This is a genomic window from Pseudoalteromonas sp. EB27, assembly GCF_001974875.1.
Classification (GTDB): domain Bacteria; phylum Pseudomonadota; class Gammaproteobacteria; order Enterobacterales; family Alteromonadaceae; genus Pseudoalteromonas.
This window is the reverse complement of record NZ_MTQD01000004.1, coordinates 41,880-66,577: the sequence shown is the minus strand read 5'-3', so window position 1 is coordinate 66,577 and position 24,698 is coordinate 41,880. Positions and strand designations below refer to the sequence as shown.

Annotated in this window: 20 protein-coding genes and 1 pseudogene; 9 read left to right on the top strand and 12 right to left on the bottom strand. The window is 39.8% G+C overall.

The features are described from left to right. Window positions 1-38 precede the first annotated feature (38 nt). Window positions 39-2,591: an excinuclease ABC subunit UvrA gene (gene uvrA / locus BW142_RS05850; RefSeq protein WP_076924371.1), complete on the bottom strand. Its 2,553-nt coding sequence runs from the start codon at window positions 2,589-2,591 to the stop codon at window positions 39-41. A 268-nt stretch (window positions 2,592-2,859) separates the two neighbouring features. Between uvrA and BW142_RS05845 the strand changes: the two genes are divergently transcribed. The 3 genes from BW142_RS05845 to BW142_RS05835 all read left to right on the top strand — a co-directional run bounded on the left by BW142_RS05845 (window position 2,860) and on the right by BW142_RS05835 (window position 4,850). After that, window positions 2,860-3,264, top strand: a complete 405-nt coding sequence (locus BW142_RS05845) for a hypothetical protein (RefSeq protein ID WP_083707560.1) — start codon at window positions 2,860-2,862, stop codon at window positions 3,262-3,264. A 392-nt stretch (window positions 3,265-3,656) separates the two neighbouring features. Beyond that, the gene (locus BW142_RS05840; protein WP_076924228.1) at window positions 3,657-4,391 is read left to right on the top strand and encodes a hypothetical protein; all 735 of its coding nucleotides are present in this window, start codon (window positions 3,657-3,659) and stop codon (window positions 4,389-4,391) included. 114 nt (window positions 4,392-4,505) lie between these two features. Next, window positions 4,506-4,850, top strand: coding sequence for a hypothetical protein (locus BW142_RS05835; protein WP_076924227.1), 345 nt, complete (start codon window positions 4,506-4,508; stop codon window positions 4,848-4,850). Window positions 4,851-4,890: 40 nt separating this feature from the next. Here the strand turns inward: BW142_RS05835 and BW142_RS05830 are convergent. Then, window positions 4,891-5,206: pseudogene (locus BW142_RS05830) on the bottom strand (transposase); the annotation flags it as partial. Window positions 5,207-5,569: 363 nt separating this feature from the next. Here BW142_RS05830 and BW142_RS05825 point away from each other — a divergent pair. Next, complete coding sequence (locus BW142_RS05825; RefSeq protein WP_076924226.1) at window positions 5,570-6,001, top strand: universal stress protein; 432 nt, start codon at window positions 5,570-5,572, stop codon at window positions 5,999-6,001. 431 nt (window positions 6,002-6,432) lie between these two features. Here the strand turns inward: BW142_RS05825 and BW142_RS05820 are convergent, their stop codons facing one another. Together BW142_RS05820 and BW142_RS05815 are read right to left on the bottom strand one after the other, a co-directional pair. Then, a complete protein-coding gene (locus tag BW142_RS05820) occupies window positions 6,433-8,016 on the bottom strand; it encodes a tetratricopeptide repeat-containing sulfotransferase family protein (protein ID WP_076924369.1) in 1,584 nt (527 codons plus the stop codon). Between the two features lie 103 nt (window positions 8,017-8,119). Next, complete coding sequence (locus tag BW142_RS05815; protein WP_076924225.1) at window positions 8,120-10,537, bottom strand: TonB-dependent receptor; 2,418 nt, start codon at window positions 10,535-10,537, stop codon at window positions 8,120-8,122. 479 nt (window positions 10,538-11,016) lie between these two features. Between BW142_RS05815 and BW142_RS05810 the strand changes: the two genes are divergently transcribed. Together BW142_RS05810 and BW142_RS05805 are read left to right on the top strand one after the other, a co-directional pair. Next, complete coding sequence (locus BW142_RS05810) at window positions 11,017-12,111, top strand: NADH:flavin oxidoreductase/NADH oxidase (RefSeq protein ID WP_076924224.1); 1,095 nt, start codon at window positions 11,017-11,019, stop codon at window positions 12,109-12,111. A 72-nt stretch (window positions 12,112-12,183) separates the two neighbouring features. Beyond that, window positions 12,184-13,380 carry an MFS transporter gene (locus BW142_RS05805; protein WP_076924223.1) on the top strand — a complete coding sequence of 399 codons (1,197 nt, stop codon included), beginning with the start codon at window positions 12,184-12,186 and terminating at the stop codon, window positions 13,378-13,380. A gap of 73 nt (window positions 13,381-13,453) precedes the next feature. Here the strand turns inward: BW142_RS05805 and BW142_RS05800 are convergent, their stop codons facing one another. The 4 genes from BW142_RS05800 to BW142_RS05785 all read right to left on the bottom strand — a co-directional run bounded on the left by BW142_RS05800 (window position 13,454) and on the right by BW142_RS05785 (window position 18,072). Beyond that, window positions 13,454-14,317, bottom strand: a complete 864-nt coding sequence (locus BW142_RS05800; protein WP_076924222.1) for a DMT family transporter — start codon at window positions 14,315-14,317, stop codon at window positions 13,454-13,456. Window positions 14,318-14,549: 232 nt separating this feature from the next. Further along, window positions 14,550-15,293: a FadR/GntR family transcriptional regulator gene (locus BW142_RS05795; protein WP_024600585.1), complete on the bottom strand. Its 744-nt coding sequence runs from the start codon at window positions 15,291-15,293 to the stop codon at window positions 14,550-14,552. A gap of 431 nt (window positions 15,294-15,724) precedes the next feature. After that, window positions 15,725-16,711 carry a Gfo/Idh/MocA family oxidoreductase gene (locus BW142_RS05790; protein WP_076924221.1) on the bottom strand — a complete coding sequence of 329 codons (987 nt, stop codon included), beginning with the start codon at window positions 16,709-16,711 and terminating at the stop codon, window positions 15,725-15,727. A 341-nt stretch (window positions 16,712-17,052) separates the two neighbouring features. Further along, on the bottom strand, window positions 17,053-18,072 hold the full coding sequence (locus BW142_RS05785) for an AraC family transcriptional regulator (RefSeq protein ID WP_076924220.1): 1,020 nt from the start codon (window positions 18,070-18,072) through the stop codon (window positions 17,053-17,055). 102 nt (window positions 18,073-18,174) lie between these two features. Here BW142_RS05785 and BW142_RS05780 point away from each other — a divergent pair, with 102 nt between their 5' ends. After that, window positions 18,175-19,779: a GMC family oxidoreductase N-terminal domain-containing protein gene (locus BW142_RS05780; RefSeq protein WP_076924219.1), complete on the top strand. Its 1,605-nt coding sequence runs from the start codon at window positions 18,175-18,177 to the stop codon at window positions 19,777-19,779. A 27-nt stretch (window positions 19,780-19,806) separates the two neighbouring features. Here the strand turns inward: BW142_RS05780 and BW142_RS05775 are convergent, their stop codons facing one another. From BW142_RS05775 to BW142_RS05765, 3 genes are all read right to left on the bottom strand, one after another. Further along, the gene (locus tag BW142_RS05775) at window positions 19,807-20,622 is read right to left on the bottom strand and encodes a class I SAM-dependent methyltransferase (RefSeq protein WP_076924218.1); all 816 of its coding nucleotides are present in this window, start codon (window positions 20,620-20,622) and stop codon (window positions 19,807-19,809) included. Window positions 20,623-20,625: 3 nt separating this feature from the next. Further along, window positions 20,626-21,024 carry a hypothetical protein gene (locus BW142_RS05770; RefSeq protein WP_076924217.1) on the bottom strand — a complete coding sequence of 133 codons (399 nt, stop codon included), beginning with the start codon at window positions 21,022-21,024 and terminating at the stop codon, window positions 20,626-20,628. A gap of 67 nt (window positions 21,025-21,091) precedes the next feature. Next, a complete protein-coding gene (locus BW142_RS05765) occupies window positions 21,092-21,511 on the bottom strand; it encodes a DUF3429 domain-containing protein (protein ID WP_076924216.1) in 420 nt (139 codons plus the stop codon). Window positions 21,512-21,793: 282 nt separating this feature from the next. Between BW142_RS05765 and ahpC the strand changes: the two genes are divergently transcribed. Both ahpC and ahpF read left to right on the top strand, forming a co-directional pair. Continuing rightward, window positions 21,794-22,363: an alkyl hydroperoxide reductase subunit C gene (gene ahpC, locus BW142_RS05760; protein ID WP_008134426.1), complete on the top strand. Its 570-nt coding sequence runs from the start codon at window positions 21,794-21,796 to the stop codon at window positions 22,361-22,363. Window positions 22,364-22,517: 154 nt separating this feature from the next. Further along, window positions 22,518-24,092, top strand: a complete 1,575-nt coding sequence (ahpF, locus tag BW142_RS05755) for an alkyl hydroperoxide reductase subunit F (RefSeq protein WP_076924215.1) — start codon at window positions 22,518-22,520, stop codon at window positions 24,090-24,092. Window positions 24,093-24,205: 113 nt separating this feature from the next. Here the strand turns inward: ahpF and BW142_RS05750 are convergent, their stop codons facing one another. Beyond that, on the bottom strand, window positions 24,206-24,661 hold the full coding sequence (locus BW142_RS05750) for a PH domain-containing protein (protein WP_076924214.1): 456 nt from the start codon (window positions 24,659-24,661) through the stop codon (window positions 24,206-24,208). Window positions 24,662-24,698: the final 37 nt, after the last annotated feature.

The window sequence follows — 24,698 nt, the reverse complement described above, 5'->3', positions numbered from 1 at the left end:
GATGACGCTTTTATACAACTAAAAGCGTCACCCATTAACTATTTAAGTAAAAATGGTGCGGTTTTACTCGCCTTTACGCTTGCCACTTTTTCGGGTGAACCTTGCGCTACAATTAAGCCGCCTTCTTCACCAGCACCAGGGCCTACATCAATCACCCAGTCACTATTTCGGGCTACTTGCATATCGTGTTCAACCATAATAACGGTATTGCCAGCATCAACTAATTTATTTAACTGCGACATTAACATTGATACATCCGATGGATGCAGACCTGTAGTTGGCTCATCAAGAATATAAAGTGTGTTACCGCGCTGCGCACGTTGAAGCTCTGTTGCTAATTTAATACGCTGCGCTTCACCGCCAGAAAGCTCAGTTGCAGGTTGTCCTAAACGCAAATACCCAAGACCTACTTGCATAAGTGCATCGAGTGCTCGCAGTATCGCAGGTTCATTTTCAAAAAAGGTATACGCCGATTCAACCGTTAAATTGAGGATATCGCTTATGTTTTTATTACGATATGTAACCTCAAGTGTTTGCTCGTTATAACGTTTACCATGACATACTTGGCAAGGTGAATAAACGCTAGGTAAAAACAGTAGTTCTATACTTACAAAGCCAACGCCTTCACAGTTTTTACAGCGACCCTTAGCAACATTAAATGAAAAGCGACCAGCATCATAACGGCGCTCTTTTGCTTTTTGGGTTGAAGCAAATAGTTTACGCACATGATCAAACAAACCCGTGTAGGTAGCTAAATTTGATCGAGGGGTACGGCCAATCGCTTTTTGATTGACGGTAATCAGGCGGCTTATATTATTTATACCTTCAATAATTTGTCCGCTGGTGTGTGTTTGCAGCTCTTGTTCGAGTAGGTCGGCTTCGTCGGTTGGCGCTTCCGGTATTACTTTTTGCCCAAGCGCTTCGTAAACAAGTTCTACTAACGCTTGGCTTACTAGGCTTGATTTACCAGAGCCCGAAACCCCAGTAACGGTTGTCATAACACCCAGTGGAAATTCTGCATTGAGTTTTTTAAGATTGTTACGCTCAATATCAGCCAATTTTAACCACGCTTTAGGCTGCCTTTGCTCCTTTTTTTGCGCGCTGTTTTGAGTAGACTCTTGACTGGTGTTTTTAGCAAAAAGGTGACGACCGGTGTGCGAGTTTTTTATTTTTCTTAACCCTTCAACAGGGCCACTGTAAATAATCTCGCCACCATGCACACCTGCATCAGGGCCTACATCAACAATCCAATCGGCATGTTTAACAACACTAACATCGTGCTCAACTACAAATACAGAATTGCCAGCCGCTATTAGCTCATCGAGTGCTTTTAGCAAGGCTTGAGTGTCGGCAGGGTGTAAACCCGCTGAAGGTTCATCTAACACGTAAACAACACCAAATAGTTTAGAACGAATTTGTGTGGCAAGTCGCAATCGTTGTAGCTCTCCGGGTGAGAGCGTTGGCGTTGTGCGCTCAAGCGACAAGTACCCTAAACCAAGCATGGTTAGCGCTTCAATTCGGGTGAGAATATCGCTGGCAATGCGCTGCGTAACAATGGCTTGTTCTGGATTCTTTGTATTTTTATTTACTTTGGTATTAGCGGCGTTACTTAGCTTTTTAGCAAGCTCGTTTAATGTAAGTTGAGATAGCTCGCCAATATCGAGCTCTGCAAATTTAACACTTAACGATGCTTGTTTTAATTTTTTACCTTGGCAAGTAGGGCACTGCGATATTTGCATAAACTGCGATACGCGCTTTTTTGTACGCGGGCTTTGGGTAGTAGCAAAAGACTGTAAAACAAAGCGTTTAGCGCTTGAAAAAGTTCCCATGTAGCTTGGATCTTCGCTATTTTTTATCGCATTTTGTGTTTGCTCATAGGTGTAATCTGGATATACAGGCACAGTAGGTGTTTCGTCGGTAAATAAAATCCAATCGCGTGCTTTTTTAGAAAGTTTGTTCCAAGGCGTGTCTATGTCATAACCAAGGGAAGTAAGAATTCGGCTTAAATTTTTACCTTGCCATGCTGGTGGCCACGCGACTATGGCGCGCTGGCGAATAGTTTTTGTATCATCTGGCACAAGTAGCTTTTCGGTTACTTCAAACACTCGACCGATCCCTGAGCATTCTGGGCACGCACCTTGTGGCGTATTTGGCGAAAATGCATCGGCATACAAAATACCCTGCCCTTTGGGATAATCGCCAGCACGAGAGTAAAGCATGCGTAGCGCGTTAGAAATAGTTGTTATGCTACCAACTGATGAACGAACCGACGGTGCGCCGCGTTGCTGCTGCAAAGCAACTGCAGGCGGTAGCCCTTCAATAGAATCAACATCGGGCTCATCAACTTGATCTATCAACCTTCGGGCGTAAGGCGATACTGAATCAAGATAGCGGTGCTGCGACTCAGCAAACAGCGTTCCAAACGCAAGCGACGATTTTCCAGAGCCCGATATTCCTGTAAAAACAACCAATGCGTTACGAGGTAAATCAACGTCTACATTTTTTAAGTTGTGAACGCGTGCCCCTCTTACTTGAATGCTATTACTGGGATCAGATAAACCCATTGTTGAGTTTTTATGTGTGCTTGCCATACGTTTATACTCCTGTTTAATCGCGCTTTTCACTTTAAGTTAGCTTTGAATTATTTACTCTTATCACTCGTTATTACCCTAAAGTAGCGCAAGCACACTGAATGAGCGCTTAGTCTGTAGTGGCGCAGCCAAAGCGCTGGGTAAAATTGCGATGATTGTTTGTTTACATAATAGGTATGGAATGCGAATATAATTTAAACAGTTATTGTTATGTAATTTGTTACGTAATTTATTAGGTAATTTACTAGGTAATAAAAAGGAACTAACATTGAATAAAGTCTTAGTGATTATTTTATTGGTGCTTTCGTGGGCAACCCAAGCTGACTCTATCAACGCGCTAAATGTTGACCGTGCAGTACCAAATAGCATGCACTTATCGTTTGCAAACGATAGCAACATAACCCCTAAAAAAGGGGATTTTAAAATCGTTAATTATGTATTAATGAGCAATGAAGAGGGCGAACGCTGGGCTGTTATAACACTTACTAACTTATCGTCAGGCAATCGAGAATTAGGCGAGGAACACATACTTGCACTTTTTGCTGACGGCAGCCGATTCATGCCAATTGAATTTAAACTCGGTTTTAAAGGTAACGAAACACAATCGGTAACTGTATCGTTTGCCGATTATAAATTCCCTATTTTAAGTGTGTATTCGAGTAACGATTTGTAACTAATATTAGTGCAATTATGCTGCTTTAGAGTATTGAGTATCTGCAAATTGCATGTAGCTATTAGTTGGCTTAGAGCGATAACCGGACACTGAAAAAGTTAAATTTATTCCTGTGTTTTGTGTGGAAATCTAATTTTGTCCAATAACATTATTAAACGCCGTTTTGGGGCAAAATAACATGCTTAATTTCTAGCTGTTTTAATTGCTTGTTTACAAAGGTAATTATTAGTGAAATTATCATGGTATGTAACATACGCCGTTTTGCTGTGTTATAACCACCAAAATGGTGTTCAATAAGCTGTTATATTTTCTAAGAAGTTCGGAGCACAATCCTTGAAAGGAAGCATTAAAAAAATCATCTAGGTTTAGTTGAGAAAACCATCTTTTGGTTAATGTTCACTATTTTCTCAATCTCGATAATAAGTTACTTCTCAATCCTTTGTAATGAAGGATCTCTAGAATTTAGTTTTAGCTCAAATGGTTTCACCAACTTCACGACGATTTTTTCTTTTCCTATAAAGTGTATTTCAGCAGCAGTTGCATTATTTTCACTTTGGGCTGTTGTACACAATTTAAACCGAACGAGGATAGCTTTTGTTTTTAGTCAATTGAGCAGTGAGCTAAACAAATGTGAAGAAGAAATCAAAGATATTTTATCAATTACTTTTCCAGCTCAAGACGTTAGAAATTTATTAAGTTCGAACTTAACTCATCCGAGAAAATCAGAAGTTTGTCATCATTTTTCGATGATAACTAATCCAACTCTAAAAATTGACGAAATTGTTCCGCACTTAATAAAGTTTGGAGTTAGGGAAGAACACGCAATATATCGAACTTATACACAAAGCCTTACGTTAAGATTACAACGATACGTAATTGCTTTATTAGAGATTAACAACCTAAGTGACGAGCATTATTTTGTTAGATATTATGCATCAAAATACACAACAATTATGAAAGAGCTATATCATTTTGGCGCTGAAATTGATTTAGAACTTATTCATTCTGCTGTTCAGTTAGCATCCATGGAGTTAAAATATAAATTTGATTACTCAAAGATTAATGGCAGTAGAGCTAATGAAATAGAGAATAGTTTTTATAGCGAAATGGGTGTACAAAAAATATAACAAGTCGCTACACACAGAAACTTTACTCGCTTTGCTCCCAAAATTCTGGTGAGCGAGGCGTTATATACCTTGGCAAATATTGCTGTAAATTTGAATAATTAAAGGAATAAATTCATGACTGAACAAAGCATCATTGATATAAAAAATGACTTAATATTTATAAAACTAGACTTACCAACTTACTTTAAAGACACAACTTCAAAAACTATTCCGCTAAGTATGTTAATAAAACAAACTTTTCCTCCTAAGACTTTTTACAACAATGATCACCTTTACTCTTATTGTAGTTTGCCTGAACTTGAACAATTTGAAGAACAGTTATTAAAACTCCCTGGAAATGTAGGGGAAGATTGTACTCTATATCGTATTGAACCAGACGCCAAAAATCTTCCTCAAGAAGTTTCATCATGGTTTAATAGTGTTCCTCGTACGTTACGTGATGCATTTAAGCCTGAGTAATCTAAAATTTTTAAAAGGTATATACCAAGAGAGTATGTCGTCAATAGTTAATTTGTAACTTTGGCGCTTCCCATAAAACACCATCTCTTAGCATTGAGTTTAAGATAACAATCATCTTTCTAATACATGCAATAATGGCAACTTTTGAGGTTCCCTGCGGCTAATAACCGCTGATATGTTGCTTTAAAAGCAGGGTTTGATTGCATCGCTGACATCATTCCCATGTACAAAACGGTTCTCACTTGCGGTCGTCCACCTTGTGTTTTTCGATGACCTTTAAATCGCCCACTTTCTTTGTTTATTGGTGCGACTCCAATTAAAGCACTGGCTTGTTTACTGTTTATATGATCCAATTCAAGAACGAATAAGGTCAAATCTGGACTTCACACATCAGGGGTCATCAATGACTGCTTATGTGTGAGTTCATCTGTGAGCGAAAAACTGTCTATCAGCCCCAATTATTCCAAATATTGATTATCTTATAAAAAAAACAACAACGACAACCAGAGTAATAAACCCCGCAATCACAGCCAAATCAAGAAGCATAAATTGATGAGGTATTGTTACTTTTAGTGCCTAATTGTTATTTATTGATCGTAATCAATAGATAACCCTTTAATACTCACTACACTTAACTTGCTGAGATGGAGCCGAGTCCATTCTTATGGAGTTGGTAATATCCTTGAAAAATATGACTTTAAATTGTGAAGGAGAATAATATGCGCACAGGTAATATTTTATGGCCTACGGATTTTTCTGATACTGCATCACATGCTTTGCAATATGCCATTGAAATGGCATATTTATATCAAGTAGGCATTCGTATTTTACACATTGTTGATCAGCCTTCAGATAATGAGAATTATATGATCCTTGCGATAACTCCCCAAGAGTTAGCTAAAAATATGGAAGACGCTGCGGCGAGTAAAATGCACGAGCTATTAGGTCAGTTGAATACTGATTTAAAGATTGAAACGGTTATTCGACATGGTGATGCTATTAATGAGATTTTAGATGAGACTAATAGTGGTGATATAGGAATGGTGGTAATTGCCAGTCATGGAAGAACCGGACTTTCTCATTTTTTGAATGTTAACGTTGCAGAAACGATCGCCAATAAAGCTAGTTGCCCAGTGTTAATAGTCAAATAAAATTGGCGCGTATCTCTTGTCCCGCTGCGGTTTTAGACGGGACAAAGTGACCAGCACGTTGGGTGTAAATGTGAGTTGTGTAAACGTCAATACACGGTTTAACTACCCGAAAGTGAACTTTTCATACTGGGGCAGGGTCAACGTAAAACTTTTACAGCAGTGAGTGTTAACTTTTTGCACTCATTGCGTAGGCATTCATTGTAGACGAATTTTAGCTGATACCTTCACTCTACCAGTATGTACAACCTGGTCTTTTCCTCTTGAATTGACTGAATAATGAAGGTCCGCTCAACCACTCGACAACATAAAATGTTGATAATAAATGACAAGGTATTTTACAGTGTAGGATGGCGCTTCGCTTATTCGACCTACGCTAGCACAAAGCGTATTATCCCTAAGTCCATCCCTTTAACTCCCAAGCCATAAAACCATTACTCAATACTAATACCTTGTTTTAAAAGGTACTCTTCAATTTCATCAGTATGGGGCCTAAATGCTTTCCAGCGGCCAATTGCTTTATTATTAAGTGGTTGGCGTACTTGTACTTTACTGGCAGTAGAAACCGGTGCGGTGTTTAAGTGAAAATCTATACATTGTGCTTGCCAATCTAAGTTACAAAAGCTGACTAACTCTTTAATTTGTTGCTCGGGCTGTGCGACTAACTCTTCGTATTTTACTAATTTTATATTGCTGTGCAGGGTACTAAAGTGCTGCATTAGTTTGTAAAAACGGCTGTAAATTTTAGCGGTGTCGAGTAAATCGAGCGAGTACGCGTAGTAGGGGTTATTAATGGTAAATAACTGGCGGTAGTTACCAATGCAGGTGTCCATAGGGTCGCGCAGCATGCAAATAATCTTAGCGTTTGGCAGTGCTTTGGTTATTAAATCGATATAAAAAAAGTTAAACGGGAGCTTATCAATAAAGTGTTTGTGGCTGCCTGTTATTACGCGTGTAGCGTTTAAATAGGTTGACCCAAGCTGATTAAAATCAAGCTCGTAGGCTTTACTGAGTGTTTGAGTGTCGAGTACATGCGGTGTTTGCGTTTGGCTTAGCTTTTTAACACTTAGGCCAAAGTCTTGTAATTCACCGGCTGATTGCACGTCGCTGTGGCTCGATAAAATACGCTCAACTAATGTGGTGCCAGAGCGGGGCATGCCTAATACAAAAATAGGTTCGGCCGTTGGGTTACCTTGTGTTAGCGCTTGTTTATGCTGCTCACTTAAGCGTTTAATATGTTCAAATAACTCAGTTGAGCTTTTATGATCAAACGGCTGCACAGCACGTTTTGCTACTTTACCTTGCTCTAACGCGGTAAAAGCCTCTGAAAACTCACCAAGATCTTGATACTCTTTTGCTAAAGCATGGCCAATATGTAGTTTTGTATCGGGGTGCGTTACTTGCTCAAACACGTTTTTTAAGCGTTCAATGTGGTTTTTTTGCCTACTTACTTTAGTTAAATCACTTAATGCAAAATGACTTTGATGGTGCAGCGGGTTAAGCGCTATGGCATTTTCAAAAGCGTGTTGGGCTTTATCAAATAGTCCTAAAAACTTAGCGCTTACACCGTAGTTATAATAAAACGGTGGTTGAGCTTTGTTAGCTGCTGTAGCCAGTTTAATAGCGCACTCAAAGTAGTTAAGTGCTTGTTCGTGAATGCCTGCTTGAGTAAGTGCAACGCCGAGTGTGTCGGCATCAAGTGCTTTAGTTATTTGTTTTAATGGCACCGAGAGTGCGGTGTTTTTTGCTTTTTGTAATTCGCCAGTAAGTGCGTAACATTTAGCAAGTTGCGCGGTGTATTCAATACTTTGGCCAAGGGTGAGGGCTTTTTCGATGAGCTTTATTGCTTTGTGTATTTGCCCAACAGTTAAATTAACCATAGCTAACAAAAAATACCCATCAGCAAAGTCTGGTTTGAGTGTAACTAACTCCACTAGGGCTTTGTGTGCTTGCTCTATTTTACCTTGGTTTAGGGAGTGTATTGCGCTTTGATGAAGTTGCTTTAAATTTGGCTGCATGGTTTTGGTAATTATTATTTTGTAAAAGAAAATAAAAAGGCTCAAATAAATTTGAGCCTTAAAACAGTATTTAAAAAGTGAGACTGTTTAAAAGTCGCTTAAATTATATTTCAAATTTGTAGTTAAATTTAACACCTACCGTAAGCGGGCGATTAATGTAATGGCCGTAGTTACGTTGTATGTCGGCGCCATTAGCTGATGTTATATCTGCATCTGAACGACGAACGGATGTAACCGCGTATTTGTTGAATAGGTTATCAACATATAGCGTAGTTGACCATGCATCAGCCGTTAATTTAGCTGATATATTACTTAAGCTGTAACCTGGTAGTGTTTCGCCGTTATCACGAAGCCCTACTCTTGAAAGTACATCGCTTTGCGCGGTTAAACCGTAGTTAATATCAAGCGTTTTGTCGTTAAACACATCTGTTTGATAGTTTACACCCATCGAAAATTGGTTTTCAGGTGAACCAGGTAAACGGTCGCCATCTTCTGCGCCACCGGTGCCATCGGCGTTAAACAAAAATGGGGCGTCTGATGTTAGCTCTGCTTTTGTGTAGGCATAAGTTGCATAAACCGAGAACGAGTCAGATAAAATTGCACGAGTTGATATTTCAACCCCTTTTGCATTAGCGCTGCCTGCGTTTGAAATATATGTTAATTGGCCTATATCTGTAGCGCCCGTGATTTGCGCATCATCCCAATCTACGTTAAATAACGCGGCGTTAAAGTGTAGTTGGCTTCTAAACCATGTACTTTTAAAGCCTAGCTCGTAGTTTGTTGTGGTGTCTGCTTCATATAATAATTCGTCAGGTTTGCCACAGCCTGTTTGTTGATCCTCAACAATTGGATCAGGACAAGACACTAAACCGTTTGAGCCGCCAATTCTGAAACCTTCACTGATTGTTACATAGCCCATTACAGAGTCAGTAAACTGGTATTTTGCATTAAATTTAAATAAGTTACCGTTATCGTCTGCTTCGTCTTTTTCGTATTCGACGGTTATTTCATCAGGACCTGCGCCATTATACAATGTATTTGCTAGTGGGAAGTCAAAAGCAGCTTGCGACTCTACATCGTATTCGTAAAAACGGGCACCAATGGTAATATCTAATTTTTCGGTAACTTGGTAGCCCACTTCACCAAATAGTGCAGACTCAGTGACGGTACTTTTTGTAAGCTCTAAGTATTCTAACGAGTCAGGTCTTAGCTGCGCGCCACCAAAGTTATCAACAGCGAATTGGTCAAACTCAGGCGTAAACTCTCTGCTTGATGCTTCGGTTTCTGTTTTGTTGTAAAAGCCACCTACAATCCAGTTAAAGTCGCTGTCGCTTTGAGACACTAAGCGAATTTCTTGAGTGAAGGTATCTTCTTCGTCAATTTCACGGGTAAACGTTGAAAACGAAGGAAACTCTTCATAGCCGTAATCAAGACGAATAAGCAAGTCTGTTTGGTCGCGTTGGCCGTCGGCATCAAAGCTCGAAATACCAGTAGCCGATACTAGCTCTGCAAAACCTAAGTCGGCTTTTAGTTCAAGGCTTAGTAATTGATCTTTTTTCTCGCGAGGTTCTTCAAAGCGATAAGCTGACTCGTATTTACCTATTACGTCGCTTAAACCGTTGTTTGCATTAAGACTGTTGTAATGAACAATCGAGCGGCCTTCGCTGTCTTGGTTTTGGTAAAAGTAGTTAAGCGTACCTTCAAACGATTCATTTGGTTTAAAACGTACAGAAATACGACCTGTTGTGGTGGTTTCGCCGTTGGCGTCTTTTACATTTTTAAGGTTGTTATTAACTGCTGAGCTGTCGCTCCAATCTGGATCGGGCAACGATACGCCAGGCTCACGCACTACATAACCGTAATCGATAAAACCCGGATCTTCATATACGTTTAAGCTTGCACGAACTGCTAATTTATCTTCAATAATAGGAAGGTTAAATATAAAGCCGCCTTCGCCACCTAAAGAGTCACTTTCTTTTGTTTGAAATAGGTCGCCGTAAACTTCAAGCGATGTAAAATCAAGCTCAGGCTGTTTAAGCATGTAACGAATTGCACCGCCTAATGTGCCTGCACCATAAAGGGTGCCTTGTGGCCCAATTAATACTTCAACGCGCTCAATATCTACTAAGCGCATATCTACCGAAACTGGAATTTCGTTTATATAAGTAGATACCGTGCCGCCATCTGACGATGGACCAGAAGAATTTGTATTTAAACCACGAACAATAATAGGTGAGCCTGAGCGGCCACCTTGATCGGTAATTGTTAAACCAGGTACCCAGCGTGCTACATCCGCAAGCTCACTGATATTTTGATCTTTCATAATATCTGCATCAAGCGCTGTAATATTTAGCGGTGCATTTTGCACAGAGCCGCTACGCCTTGTTGCTGTAACTTCGATTACTTCGAGTGATTTGTTTTTAGCGGCAACTTCTTCTTGAGCAAGAGCGGCATTTGGTAATAAAAATACGCTAGAAACAGCGCTCGAAATAGCCAAGGTTAACAAGCTTGGTTTAAACATAAAAAGTGATCCCCAGTTCAAATGTTTTACATTAGTAAATTAAGTTAAGCAGTTTATCAGGGAGTGAAGTAGCTGGGAATATTTAAATTGAATTTTAATTCACTTTTATAGAATAAATATGGCTTATTTTCAGGGTTTTTATTTGGTTAATAGGCAATACAAGCAATAGCTTAGTGGAATTAGGTACAGTTAGGTTAAAAATTACACCCTTGTTTAAAGGTAAATAGTCATTCATGTTTTAAAGCTGGTGTTATGACGTGCTCGTTAAACAGATTATTACATTAAAAATTAATATTTCATAATGTCATTACTTATACTTTTATTAGCACTATTAAAGTGTGTTTTTATCCCCATTATGAGTGATAGTCGTAATTATAAGTGACTGCATAAGCTTTTGAGTGGGCGTGTTTGATTGCCGCTTCGTATTCTCTTTTTTATTTTGTCCGCACTTTTTTGTGCGTGTTTTTTAAGGATTAACAATGAGCCAACTATTTTCGCCTTTATCACTTGGGCAAGTAACGTTAAATAACCGTATTATTATTGCACCCATGTGTCAGTATTCAGCAAACAATGGCGCTGCTAGCGATTGGCACACTATTCATTTAGGCCAATTGAGCTTAAGCGGTGCCGGGTTACTTATTTTAGAAGCAACAGCAGTAAACCCAGAAGGGCGTATTAGCTACGGCGATTTAGGGCTTTGGAATAACGAAACACAACAAGCGTTAGATAAAAGTCTAAAAGCAGTAAGGCAATACAGCCCTATGCCTATTGGCATTCAGTTAGCACATGCTGGGCGAAAAGCATCAACTGAAAAGCCATGGGACGGTGGCGATGCGATTGCACCTGATGACGTAAATGGCTGGCAAACGCTCGCACCTTCGGCAATTGCATATGACGATAAAAGCCCAGTGCCAAAAGCAATGAGCCAATCTGATATTGACTCATTAATTAAAGACTTCGTAAGTGCAGCTAAACGCGCTGATGAACTCGGCCTTGATTTAATCGAGCTACATGGTGCGCATGGTTACCTGTTACACCAGTTTTTGTCGCCACTTTCAAACAAGCGCGATGACAACTACGGTGGTAGCCTAGAAAACAGAATGCGCTTATTGCTTGATGTGTTTAAAGCAGTAAGAGCGGTATTCCCTAGTGAAAAAGCAGTTGGTGTGCGTATTTCGGCAACCGATTGGGTTGAAGGTGGCTGGGATTTAGAGCAATCGATAGTGCTTAGTAAAGCGCTTGATGAACTCGGCTGTGATTTTATTCATGTAAGTACGGCGGGCCTAAGCCCTGATCAACAAATACCTGTTAAACCTAATTTTCAGGTGCCGTTTGCAACAGCCATAAAAGAAGCTGTGAATATGCCTGTTATAGCGGTGGGTTTAATTACTGAGGCGCAGCAAGCCGAAGATATTATTAGTGAGCAGCAAGCCGATGGCGTAGCACTTGCGCGTGGCATTTTATATAACCCGCATTGGCCTTGGCATGCAGCTGCAGAGCTTGGCGCTACAGTAACAGCACCTAAACAGTATTTACGCTCAAGCCCACATGGGCAGCCATCTCCAATTAAATAAAACACGCCCTAAGCAAAACCCAACCCGCGTTTGCGGGTTGGGTTTTATTATTTTTATAAAGTAGAGACACACATGACTCAAACAGGCGTTTCACCACAACCTCTTAGCAATACACTCGTTACTATTATTGCTTTGTGTTGTGGCCTTATTGTTGCCAATATTTACTACGCTCAACCTATTATTGAGTTACTCGCCCCAGAGGTGGGACTAAGTGCACACAGTGCTAGCCTTATCGTATCGCTTACACAAATAGGCTACGCTTTGGGGTTGTTTTTTTTAGTGCCTTTAGCTGATTTAGTTGAAAATAAAAAGCTCATGTTGATCACACTTGGTGTGTCATTTTTAAGCTTAGTGGGGACTGCACTTGCTGACTCACCTAATGTAATGCTTATTTTATGTTTAATGATAGGTATTAGCTCGGTTTCTGTTCAGGTGCTAATTCCGCTTGCTGCGCATTTATCGTCTGACGAAAAACGCGGGCAAGTCTTAGGCAATATTATGGCTGGCCTGTTGTTAGGTATTTTGCTGGCAAGACCTATATCGAGCTTAATAGCCGATCACTTTGGTTGGCGTGCTGTATTTTACTTTGCAGCAGGGTGTATGGTGTTTATTGCAGGCGTAATTTATTTTGCTATTCCAAGCAGGCAACCTACCCATAAAACAACGTATTTTAAGTTATTAAAATCGCTTAAACAGTTAATGATAAGCCAACCAGTGCTGCGCCAACGATCTCTTTTTCAAGCATTAATGTTTGCATCGTTCAGCTTATTTTGGACAAGCGTACCGGTTGTGCTTGCCCGTGAGTATGGTTTATCCCAATCAGAAATAGCATTGTTTGCACTAGTGGGTGCTGCAGGTGCTGTAGCTGCCCCCATTGTTGGGCGTTTGGCAGATAAGGGCTATACACACCAGGTATCGTTACTTGCAAAAGTTATAGCGGCTGGTTGCTTTTTACCAAGTTTATTTGAGTTACCTTACGGGATAGTAATTTTGGCATTAACCGGTGTGTTTATTGATTTTGCTGTGCAAGCAAATATGGTACTCGGACAACGTGCAGTGTATGCACTAGAGCCACAAAGCCGTGCGCGTTTAAACGCTATTTACATGACGAGTATATTTGTAGGTGGCGCAGTAGGCTCGCTTATTGCCAGCCCATTATATGAAGCGGGTGGTTGGACAGGTATTGCACTGGTTGCTACGGGTATGCCGCTTATTTCGTTGATTGGCTATTTGGTTACAACTAAAAAGCAAAGTAAGACGGTAAGCTAATTACGTTGCTACAAAAAAGCCACTGCTTATGCGGTGGCTTTATTTTTTAGAATTAGTCGATTACAGTTTTTACTTAAGCAACCTGCTTTTTTGCATTTGAAAACGAGCTACCAACAGATGCAACAATCACAAGTAAAATAGCGAGCCACTGCCATAAAGTAAGTAACTCACCCAGTATAATAAACCCCGCGAGCGAGGCTATTGCAGGCTCTAAGCTCATCATTACGCTAAATCCTTGCGAGGGCATGTTACGCAGTGCAACCATTTCAAGTGTGTAAGGCAATGCGCTTGATAAAATAGCAATGCCAATACCCAATGGGATAATTTCCCATGTAAACGCGGCGCTTTGTAAAATACCGCCATAAGGTACTAGCACTATAGCGGCAACGGTCATTCCCAATGCGACAGTTGCTCCACCAGAGCTTTGTGTGCCCGTTTTTTTACCAAATAATATATAAGCAGCCCAGCAAGCTCCTGCACCTAAAGCAAGTGCAACACCCAATGGATCAAGGCTGTCTTGGCCGCTCATATCAGGAAGTAAAAGCAAAATACCGGCAATAGCACAGGCAACCCAAAATAAATCACGTTTACGGCGCGATGAAAATAAGGCAACGGCCAGTGGGCCTGTAAATTCAAGCGCTACACCTATGCCAAGTGGAATGCGTTCAATGGCGTAATAAAACAAAATGTTCATGCCGCCTAAACTTAAACCATACACAATTATAGAAATACGATTACCAGAAGTAGGTAAGTGTTTCCAAGGTTTAAACACTAAGCAAAGTATTAGGGCAGAAAAACCAAGCCTAAGGGCAGTTGTACCTTCAGGACCAACAATAGGAAAAAGCTGTTTTGCAAATGACGCGCCCGTTTGAATGGTCATCATTGCAAGCAGTACACACACGATAGCCAGTAAATAACTTTTTGAAGATGCTCGCATTTTTATCCTTGAGTTGAGTAACTCTATCAATTAGTTATGTAATGCAGGGAGTATAAAAGCTAAACCCGCCCGATATTAATGGCGGCATAGTATCTTTTTTTAAATTTATAGGTAAGTGTTTGCGACCAAAAATAGTGCAATTAATATAATATTAAATAGGGTGGGTTGATAAAGTAAGAGGTAAAGTTAGCAAACAGGTGCTTGCTAACTTTAATCAGTTGGTTAAAAGGCCCTAATGGGCACTTTTATTAACTAAGCCATCAAGAGAGTAAAGGCCTCGTTTTTCATTATTTTTGCGTTTAATTTCTTCAAGTGCGCGCGACTCTACGGCATCAAATAAAGCATTAATTAAGCGGTTAAAATGTTTGTGCATTGCGCTGCGAGCTGCATTTGCATCATGAGACTTTAGGGCTGTATAAATAGCGGTGTGTTCGTCCATAACGCATTCGTTATTGTTTTTACATACACTACTATAGTCAGCAACAATTTGTGGGTTTGTTAAACGTAAATCCCACAAGTTAGATACTGCAAACTCAAGTGCTTTATTGCGTGTTGCTCGCGAAATTATTTCATGGAACTCACGGTCAGCTTGCTCAACATAAAGGCCTTTTTCCATGGCGATTAATGTTTTATTTAGTTGCTCTAATTCTTCTTCTGTAATGCTTTGAGCAGCTAAAGCGGCAATTTCGCCTTCAATTAATGCACGCGCTTGCGTAAGTTCAAATGCACTGATCTCTTTTGATTTTATAGATGTATTTTTTTGTTCTACTACGTATACACCAGAACCGGTTTTAACTTCAACTCGGCCACGTACTTCTAATGCGATAATAGCTTCTCTAATGGTAGGGCGACTTACATCAAACATTTCTGCAAGTTCACGTTCAGGTGGTAAACGACTCCCAGCAGAAAATTCGCCTTGATTTATTAAAGACTCAATTTTATCAACTATGCGCCAAAATAAGCGACGATTACCCATACTTTACCTTCATTACCTTAAGGAATAATGGCCTCTGGGGCCTAAAAGTCAAAACCAACTGTTAATACCAGAGGTTACCTCAAAATTCACTATTATGTCAAAATTCTAACGCGATGTTATGGTTAAAAACCACTATACACCAATGGTTGTATTCTTGTATTACCAATTTAGTTCAAAATAATGCAATTGGCCAGCTTGATTGGTAATGTTTTTATGTGTTAGGTTAGCTTTAAGGTTATTGAATAATAAATATTGGTAATAAACCGAGTTTAGGTTGTCAGTGTTAAGTTTGTTGTAGAAGTATTTGATTGCCCACGGATGGGGATCGCTATTATTTAAAAGTGTTTTGTAAAATGTGTCGTTGTACGAGAGCTATTTAAGCTTTCTTCTGGGCGTTAACTGTCGTTGGTTAACGCCCATATTTTATTTAATTAGTCGTTAGGGTACACAACCCCAAGCTGTTTGCGCGCTTCATCAAGAACGCTCATTACGTTACTGGCTAAAATATGTGTATTAACGGGTGACTCAAAAATATTTTGCTTCACTAATGACATAAAATGCTCAACTTCGTATTTCATAAACTGCTCATCAAATGGCTGGGATATAACCTCTACGTCACCATTATTAGCAATAAACTCAATCTTTTTTAGTTGCGATACAGCTTCTATACGTATGCGTCCAAGCTCGCCTTGTATTTCGGTTATGTTGTCGCCTTGCGATATTTTGGAGTAACTAATAACGGCTTGTTTATCTGCGTAGTTTAGTAATACATCGCCCGCACCATCTACACCTGTATCAAGTAATATGCCACTGGCACTCACGCTTTGCGGCGCTCCCCAAAGTGCAATTAATAAATACAGTGGGTAAATCCCTAAATCAACCAAAGCACCATTAGCAAACTCGGGTAAAAACGTATTTGGACGTTCGCCATTTTTGTATTTATCGTAACGTGATGAATATTGACTGTACTGGCCAATATATTTACGTGGTGTGCCAATTTTTTCCATTGCCTGTTGTAGGCCTGCAAAGTTAGGCAAGTGAGTGGTCATCATGGCTTCCATGTATAGGCGCTGATGCTTTTTTGCTGTAGCTATAATACTTGCAAGCTCTTTAGAATTGGCTGCTGATGGTTTTTCGCCAAGGACATGTTTACCTGCTTCTAGGCACATAACAGCGTATTGTTTATGTAAGCTGTTAGGGGCGGCTATGTAGACAGCATCAACATTTTGATCTTGGCAAACTTGCTCGATTGAGGTGAAAATTTTTGCTTGTGTATTTTGTGGGTGTTTTGCTAAAAACGCTTCACCGCTTGATACTGCGCGCGAGCACACCCCATATAAATTAAAATCGTTTAACGTATTTGCAGCGGCTAACAGTGTGTCGCTAATAAAATTGGTGCCAACAATAACAAAGTTCATGCTCACTCCTTAGCTTAAATAAAAATAATAAGAGTGTTTAGTTTAACATTTTTTTAGTTCTATATGCTTTAGGGCGTGTTGATCTTTGGTGGTTGAATTTACAGCAGTGTGTTTGGTTTTTAGGCAAGGCAGAGCCTATGTAGTGTGTTTATTCCCTATAAATAGGCGATAACGCAGCATAAAGGCCAAACATGCGCTGCCCTATGGGTTCTTTCTAGGGACGATTGACTCTTTGTTGCCTACATGGATGTAGGTAAGGGGCGTGAGCAGGACGCGGAAGCTTTGCTCGATTTTTACTTAGCCCACTAGGTTACAAACCTCGCGCCGCGATTAAATCGCCCCTAGATTGAACAAATTTCAATCCACAAAGTTCGACACGCCCTAGGAGAGCAACCAAACCAGCGTTTTACATTAACACTTAGCGTTGCTTGCTCCTGATACCCTAAAAGCTCAGATATAGTCGATATTGTAAATTGGTTTTGCGCTAAGTAGTGTTCAGCTAAAGCGCGGCGAGTGGCATCTTTAAGTTTTACAAAGCTCGTATTATGTTTGATAAGTTCTCGATGCAGAGTACGCGGGTGCATACCCAGTGCAGCTGAAATAGTTTGGTTACTGCATTGATAAATAGGAAGCATAGGCCTAATTAGTGCACTAACTTGGTTGGGCAATGGTTGGGTGTGTTCTTTGTTTTTTGCCAAGAAGTTTAGCGCTGCTTGTACTTTATTTAGTTCAGGGTGATCAAGCTCAAGAGTTAAATCACTTTTTAAGATTACAATACCAGCGCTGTTGCGATGCTCTATAACGTTACAACCAAAGTAAGTGTTATAGGCACGAGTATTAGTACTTAATTTTTTTGGTAAAAATATATTAATTGGTTTGCAGCGGTTATTACTCAGCTTTTTAATAACAGCCAGTGCTAAACCAATGGTGAGCTCAATTACTTGGCTTATGTGCGGTAATGGTTTTAAATTAATTTCGAATGATAAAAATACGCTTTTATCATTCTCTAATGGGTGTGAGTTTAAGCTAAGTGCAGGGCTGTGCAAATGAAGGTATTTAATAACCCAAGTAAGTGCATCACCTAAATTAGTACTGCTTTTGGCTGCTATTGCAATATGCCCTAAAATATCAAAATTTTGTCTACTTGCGAGCTTAAGGCCAAAACTAGAGCAATTGAACTTAAAAGCACAGTATTCTAATAGCCCAGCGTAATCTCGATAAGGTAAATATTGGTTATCGAGATTTTTAAAGTCAACGTTATTAATATTACAGTTTTGCATTATTTCATGCGGATCGCCGCCAAATTCGCTAATTAGCGTATCTATACCTTGTAATGACGTGGCTCTGATTAGGCTGCTCATGGTTAACCTCAAATAAATGATGTCTAAAAATATCAAGTTTTGTTGGGTTTTTCTATGCACTATTACTGTTAAGGCCATTTAACACTTTTATTAAGGTACACCATGAACAATACAACATTTGATTACATTGTGATTGGCGCAGGTAGTGGCGGCTGCGTTATGGCATCGCGATTGTCTGAGGATAAAAATGTAAGTGTGTGCTTAATTGAAGCAGGCGGTAGTGATAACAGTGTATTTGTACAAATGCCAGCAGGCATAGCAGCGAGTGTGCCTTATGGCATAAATAGCTGGCATTACAATACGGTGCCACAAAAAGAGCTTAATAACCGCTGTGGTTTTGTGCCGCGTGGCAAAGTGCTGGGCGGCTCGAGCTCTACTAATGCGATGGTTTATATTAGAGGTAATAAGTATGATTACGATAATTGGGCGCAGCTTGGTAATGAAGGCTGGGATTTTGATAGTTTACTCCCGTACTTTATTAAAGCTGAAAATAATAAAACCTTTATAAATAATGAGCTGCACGGGACAAAAGGCCTGCTACATGTACAAGAGCTAAATAATCCAAGCAATATAAACCAATACTTTTTAAATGCCTGTGCTGAGCAGGGCGTTAATTTAAGCGACGATATAAATGGCATAGAGCAAAGTGGTGCACGTTTATCGCAGGTAACTCAGCACAATGGCGAGCGTTGTAGTGCAGCAAAAGCATATCTAACACCGCATTTAAACCGCCCCAATTTAACGGTATTAACCAATAGCCACGTTAATAAAGTAAATATAACCAATAGCATAGCGCAAGGCGTGCAAATAGAGCGCAATAAAGAGGTTATTAATTTACGTGCTAAAAAAGAGGTAATACTTAGTGCTGGCGCTATTAATTCGCCGCAGGTATTAATGCTTTCAGGTATTGGCCCTAAAGCTCAGCTAAGCGCACATAACATTAAAGTTGAGCACGTACTTGAAGGTGTTGGCGCTAATTTACAAGATCACTTAACGGTAGTGCCACTTTATAAATCAAAAACAAGTAAGGGTACATTTGGTATAAGCCCACTTGGTATTGCGAGCATTATTAAAGGCTGCGTTAACTGGTTTAGTAGGCGAGAAGGGCGATTAACCAGTAACTTTGCAGAGTCGCACGCGTTTATTAAATTATTTGAAGGCTCGCCAGCGTCCGATGTGCAACTAGAATTTGTGATTGGGCTGGTGGACGATCATAGTCGTAAATTACACACTGGGCATGGTTACAGTATACACAGCAGTATTATGCGCCCTAAAAGCCGAGGTACTATAACATTAGCCGACAGCAACCCGCGTAGTGCTCCACTTATTGACCCTAATTACTTAAGCCACCCAGACGACTTAGCTGTAATGATTGCTGGCCTTAAAAAAACACTCGCTATTATGCAAACTAAAGCTTTTGATAACATACGCGGTAAAATGATCTACCCGCTTGATATAAATAATGATGATCAGTTAATTGAGTTTATACGCCAAACGGCAGATACCGAGTATCACCCAGTTGGTACATGTAAAATGGGGCAAGATCCAATGGCAGTGGTGGATACTAATTTGCGAGTACACGGGGTAAGTAACTTACGCGTAGTCGATGCGTCGATTATGCCTACCATTATTACCGGCAACACAAATGCACCTGTAATTGCGATTGCTGAAAAAGCGGCTGATTTGATTAAACAGGCAAATGTTTAATTGAATCAACTTTAGTAGGGCTATTAATTAGCTATAAAATTCATTTAGCCATTGTTGCCAATCGCTTTCAAGGTGCAGCATTTGCTGATGCTTTTTAGCATTTAGATGCTTGATTTCGTCCTCGCTTGCCATATAAGGTCCAACGCGGCAAAGGGGGCAATGGTTAGATGTTAAGTATGCAGGCTTTGTAAGACGTGAACTTAATTCGCTAGTGTGTGTATTAATACCTTTTTGGCTGAAAACGTAAGTGATACCGCTGGTGTCTTTTACGTGTTTATCACGGTCAACATTACGAATTTTATAACCTTCAAAATGGTTAATATCAAATGGGATTTGGCCTAAATAATCAGCGGTTAAACCATTATTTAAACTTCCTTCAATATTCCATTCTCGATAAGGTTTTACATCCTTTGAAGTGATGTAGCACAGCATTGGACCATTTTTATCAAGGGCGTATTCGTTAGCGTATTTAATAAATTGGTGTAGTAAAGCGCGGTTTAATACGTTCATACTGGTTTGGCGCGTGTTGTTTTCAAACGCTTCACGGCCAACAAACGCGGGTATAAGCGGAAATTGAAAAATAACCACGTCAAAGCTGTGCTGGTTTTCACTTAGAGTTTGCCAACACGCGGGATTTGTTACATCAAAACCATTAAGTACCTCAACGTTATGCGCTTTTAAGTTGCTAAGTGCATTGTGCTGATACTTTTGCTCAATAGTAGCTTGGTCATCGTAAGTGGATGCAACCAAAGCTTTTGGCGATAGATGAGTGTAAATAGCGTTCGAAAACGATAAATCGCCATCGCCTACGGTGAGTATTCGCCATTGGGGATTTAAATACATAAATTAAAATGGTTTAGTTGGTGTGTTATCGGCATCAGGCGTACTTTTTTGAGACTGCGCTGCAAGTAAACGATGAAAAGCAAGGCGTGTTTTTAATCCTTCAATGGCGATTTGTTTAATAATAAGATTAAAGGTAATTAAAATGGCAAAGGCAATATGAATAGGCCCGTGGGTAAACCCTGCATTTGTATCGTAAAGCATTAAACCGAATAGCAAAAATAAGACAACCAAGAAAATTTCGAGTAATTGACTTGAATAAAAACTCAAACGACCTTCGCTTTTATGATCTTTTTTAATGCGAATAGCACAAAAAAATGGGATCACTTTGATTTTAAATGCCGCGTTTTTTTCTACGTAGTTTTCACCAAGTTCATCGAGTTGTTGGCGTAATTGGTCAATCATGGTGTGTCCTCAAATAGCAGTGCGCGGATATTACCTTATTACTGTGCAACATTTAAGTTTACAGCTGCTATTTAGGATAAATACTCATACCAATAGTAAGAATGTGACAAACAAACACAACAGAGGTAAGTACTACACGCATTTTTTGATAATCTTTATGGTAGGTTTGCCATTGTGGAGTGGCCTTTTCAAATATAAGTACCAACCAAAAACTAGCACCTAGCCAAGCCAGTGCCCACTCAACAGGTAAAAATGATAAAAATGGAACTGGGATAACAGGTAATACCGCTTTAATTGCATTGCTATAGCTTTGCTCTCCGGCGCGCCACAAGTTACCTGCCATAAATGCTAAAATGGCGATACTGTAAAAAGTAAAAAACTCTAAGTTAAGGCTATTACTACCAAACATAAGTGGCCAACCCACACACCCTAAAAATGGGATTAAGCCTAAGTAACCTAGTTGTATGTGGTTAAAAAATTTTTCCATTACGGCGTGCCTTATGTTTAATGACTTATTTGAAGCGCGGCTATTGTAGCAGTATTGCGATTAGCGATCTTAATAATTCGCCAGCGTTTACAATTCAACTAATGCTTACGGTAAAAGAGATTATATAGTTCAATCCAAAAAACCGATTGTTTTAATCTAAACAATCAATTTTATTTAATTTCCCATTGGCCTTATTGTATTAACCAAGCCAACGCAGAAGGTCGTTTTAAACGAAAGCGTTGATTACTTTTTAAATACATTAAATATAGATGAGGAAATACCATGAGCACTTCATTAATCAATACAAAATTACAACCATTCAATGCAACCGCTTACCACAACGGTGACTTTGTAGAATTGTCTGAAAAAGATGTTCTAGGTAAATGGTCAATCTTCTTCTTTTACCCAGCTGATTTTACGTTTGTATGTCCTACTGAACTTGGCGATGTTGCAGATCATTACGCACAACTTCAAGAGATGGGCGTAGAAGTTTACTCAGTATCTACTGACACTCACTTCACTCATAAAGCATGGCACGATACGTCAGACACAATTGGTAAAATTACTTACCCAATGATTGGCGACCCAACAGGACGTATTACTCGTAGCTTTGGCGTAATGATTGAAGAAGAAGGCTTAGCACTTCGCGGAACATTTGTAATGAACCCGGAAGGCGAAATTAAAATTATCGAAACTCACGATTTAGGTATTGGCCGTAGCGCTAAAGAACTAGTTCGTAAAGTACAAGCTGCACAATACATTGCAACTCACGACGGTGAAGTTTGTCCTGCATCTTGGCAGCCAGGTGAAGACACACTTGCACCTTCACTAGACCTAGTTGGTAAAATCTAAGTATAGATTTATTCCTACTATGAGGGCAGGTAACTGCCCTTAAATCAACGAACATCCGTTTGTTGGTGCCTCCTATATCAATATACTTGTTTAAGCACATGCATTATTTGGCATGGGAGGCTTGCTGTTTAAATTTTCCTAAAAGGGTTAAGCCATGTTAGATAACAACATAAAAAATCAATTAAAAAGCCATTTTGAATCGCTTACTCAACCTGTTGAGCTGCTTATTGCCTTGGATGACAGCAAAAAATCAGCAGAAGTAGAAAGCTTAGCGAACGATTTAGCTTCACTGAGCGATAAATTTACGGTAATAAACAACCCAGATACAAGCGCGCGTCGCCCGTCGATGGTTGTACATTCACCTATTAAAAACACTCATATTACGTTTGCAGGCGTACCTATGGGCCACGAATTTACAAGCTTAGTGTTAGCACTTTTACATACTGGCGGACACGCAAGTAAAGCTAAAAGCGAAGACATTGAGCAAATACAATCGCTCACTCAAGAACTCAACTTTGAAGTATACATAAGTTTAAGTTGCCAAACGTGCCCGCAAGTAGTCCAAGCACTTAATACTATGGCAGCGACAAACAGCAATATTAAAGCGACCATGATTGATGGCGCATTATTTCAAAGTGAGGTAGAAGAGCGAAATATTTTAGCTGTACCGGCTGTATATTTAAATGGCGAACCATTTAGCCAAGGTGCACTAAGCCTTACCGACATACTCAATAAAGTAGATAGCAAAGGGGCACAGCGCCAAGCTGAATCGCTAAGTAAAAAAGATAAATTTGATGTACTTGTAATTGGTGGCGGGCCTGCGGGCGCATCGGCTGCGATTTACTCAGCACGAAAAGGGTTAAATACAGGCATTGTTGCCGACAGGTTTGGTGGACAAGTTGCAGATACATTAGCAATAGAAAACTTTATTTCGATTAAGGCGACAGAGGGGCCAAAGTTGGTTGCCCAGCTTGAAGAGCACGTTAAAGAATACGATGTAGATGTAATGCATAATCAGCGTGCAGCGGCACTTGGTTATAACAATGGCTACGAAATTACACTAGAAAATGGCGCAGTACTTAAAGCTAAGTCGCTCGTACTTGCCACCGGTGCACGTTGGCGCGAAATGAACGTACCAGGGGAGCAAGAATATCGCGGCCATGGTGTGGCATATTGCCCACATTGCGATGGTCCTTTATTTAAAGGTAAACCTGTTGCCGTAATTGGCGGTGGTAATTCAGGTATAGAAGCGGCAATCGATTTAGCTAATATTGTGCAAAGCGTTACGGTACTTGAATTTGCAGACACATTACGTGCTGATGAAGTGCTTATTCGTAAAGCTAAAAGCATGGCTAATATTACTATTATCAAAAGTGCACAAACAACCGAAGTACTTGGTGATGGTAAAAAAGTAACTGGCTTAATGTACACAGATAGAGTGTCGGGAGAGAGCAAAGAGCTTGAACTTGCCGGTATATTTGTACAAATAGGCTTAATACCTAATACAGAATGGTTAAAAGATAGCGACATTGAATTAAGCAAATTTGGTGAAATACTGATTGATGCTAAAGGCGCAACTTCATTACCAGGCATTTATGGCGCGGGGGATGCAACCAACACTCCGTTTAAACAAATTATTATTGCAATGGGCAGCGGTGCAACAGCAAGTTTAGGTGCATTTGATTATTTAATTCGCCACTCTGAAGAAGCTGATCAAAGCGCTGCTTAATGTAATTAGTAAAAACTCTCTTGATATAACAGCAAGGCTACACCCATAGCTGTTTGTTAACCCAAGCCGCCCTTCTCCAAAGGCGGCTTTTTTATGTCTGGTTATAAACTAGGTTAATCTGGTATACGTTCTTCAAGCCAAGCTCTGAGGTTTTCAGGATCTTTAATAAAAGGGATTCTAACCCAGCTACCGTAGGCATATAAAAATATGGTTGAATAACCAAATATACGACCTAAAATTGTTGTGACTTGCTCTACATTTTCAACGCTTTTGAAACCTAGTTTGTCTTCTCTTCTTGTGAGTATTCCACTAAATACGGTTATAGAATAGTCTTTAGTAAGAACTTTTACAAAAACTGCTTCCAATATTTTATGAGAATCTTTCAGGACATAAATTGCAGGTAAAACGACTAAGCTTAGTAGGACATCATTTTTGAACTGCTCACCGATTAATTCTTGTCCTATAAATGAGAAAATCAGATAGACTAATCCTAGGCCAAGGATTCGAGCACCAATTTCTCCTAATGCTTCGATCGAGCGCCAGAACTTAGCAATTTTAATCTTAGGCAAAATACTCTCTCTATAAATATTGTTCTATATAAATACG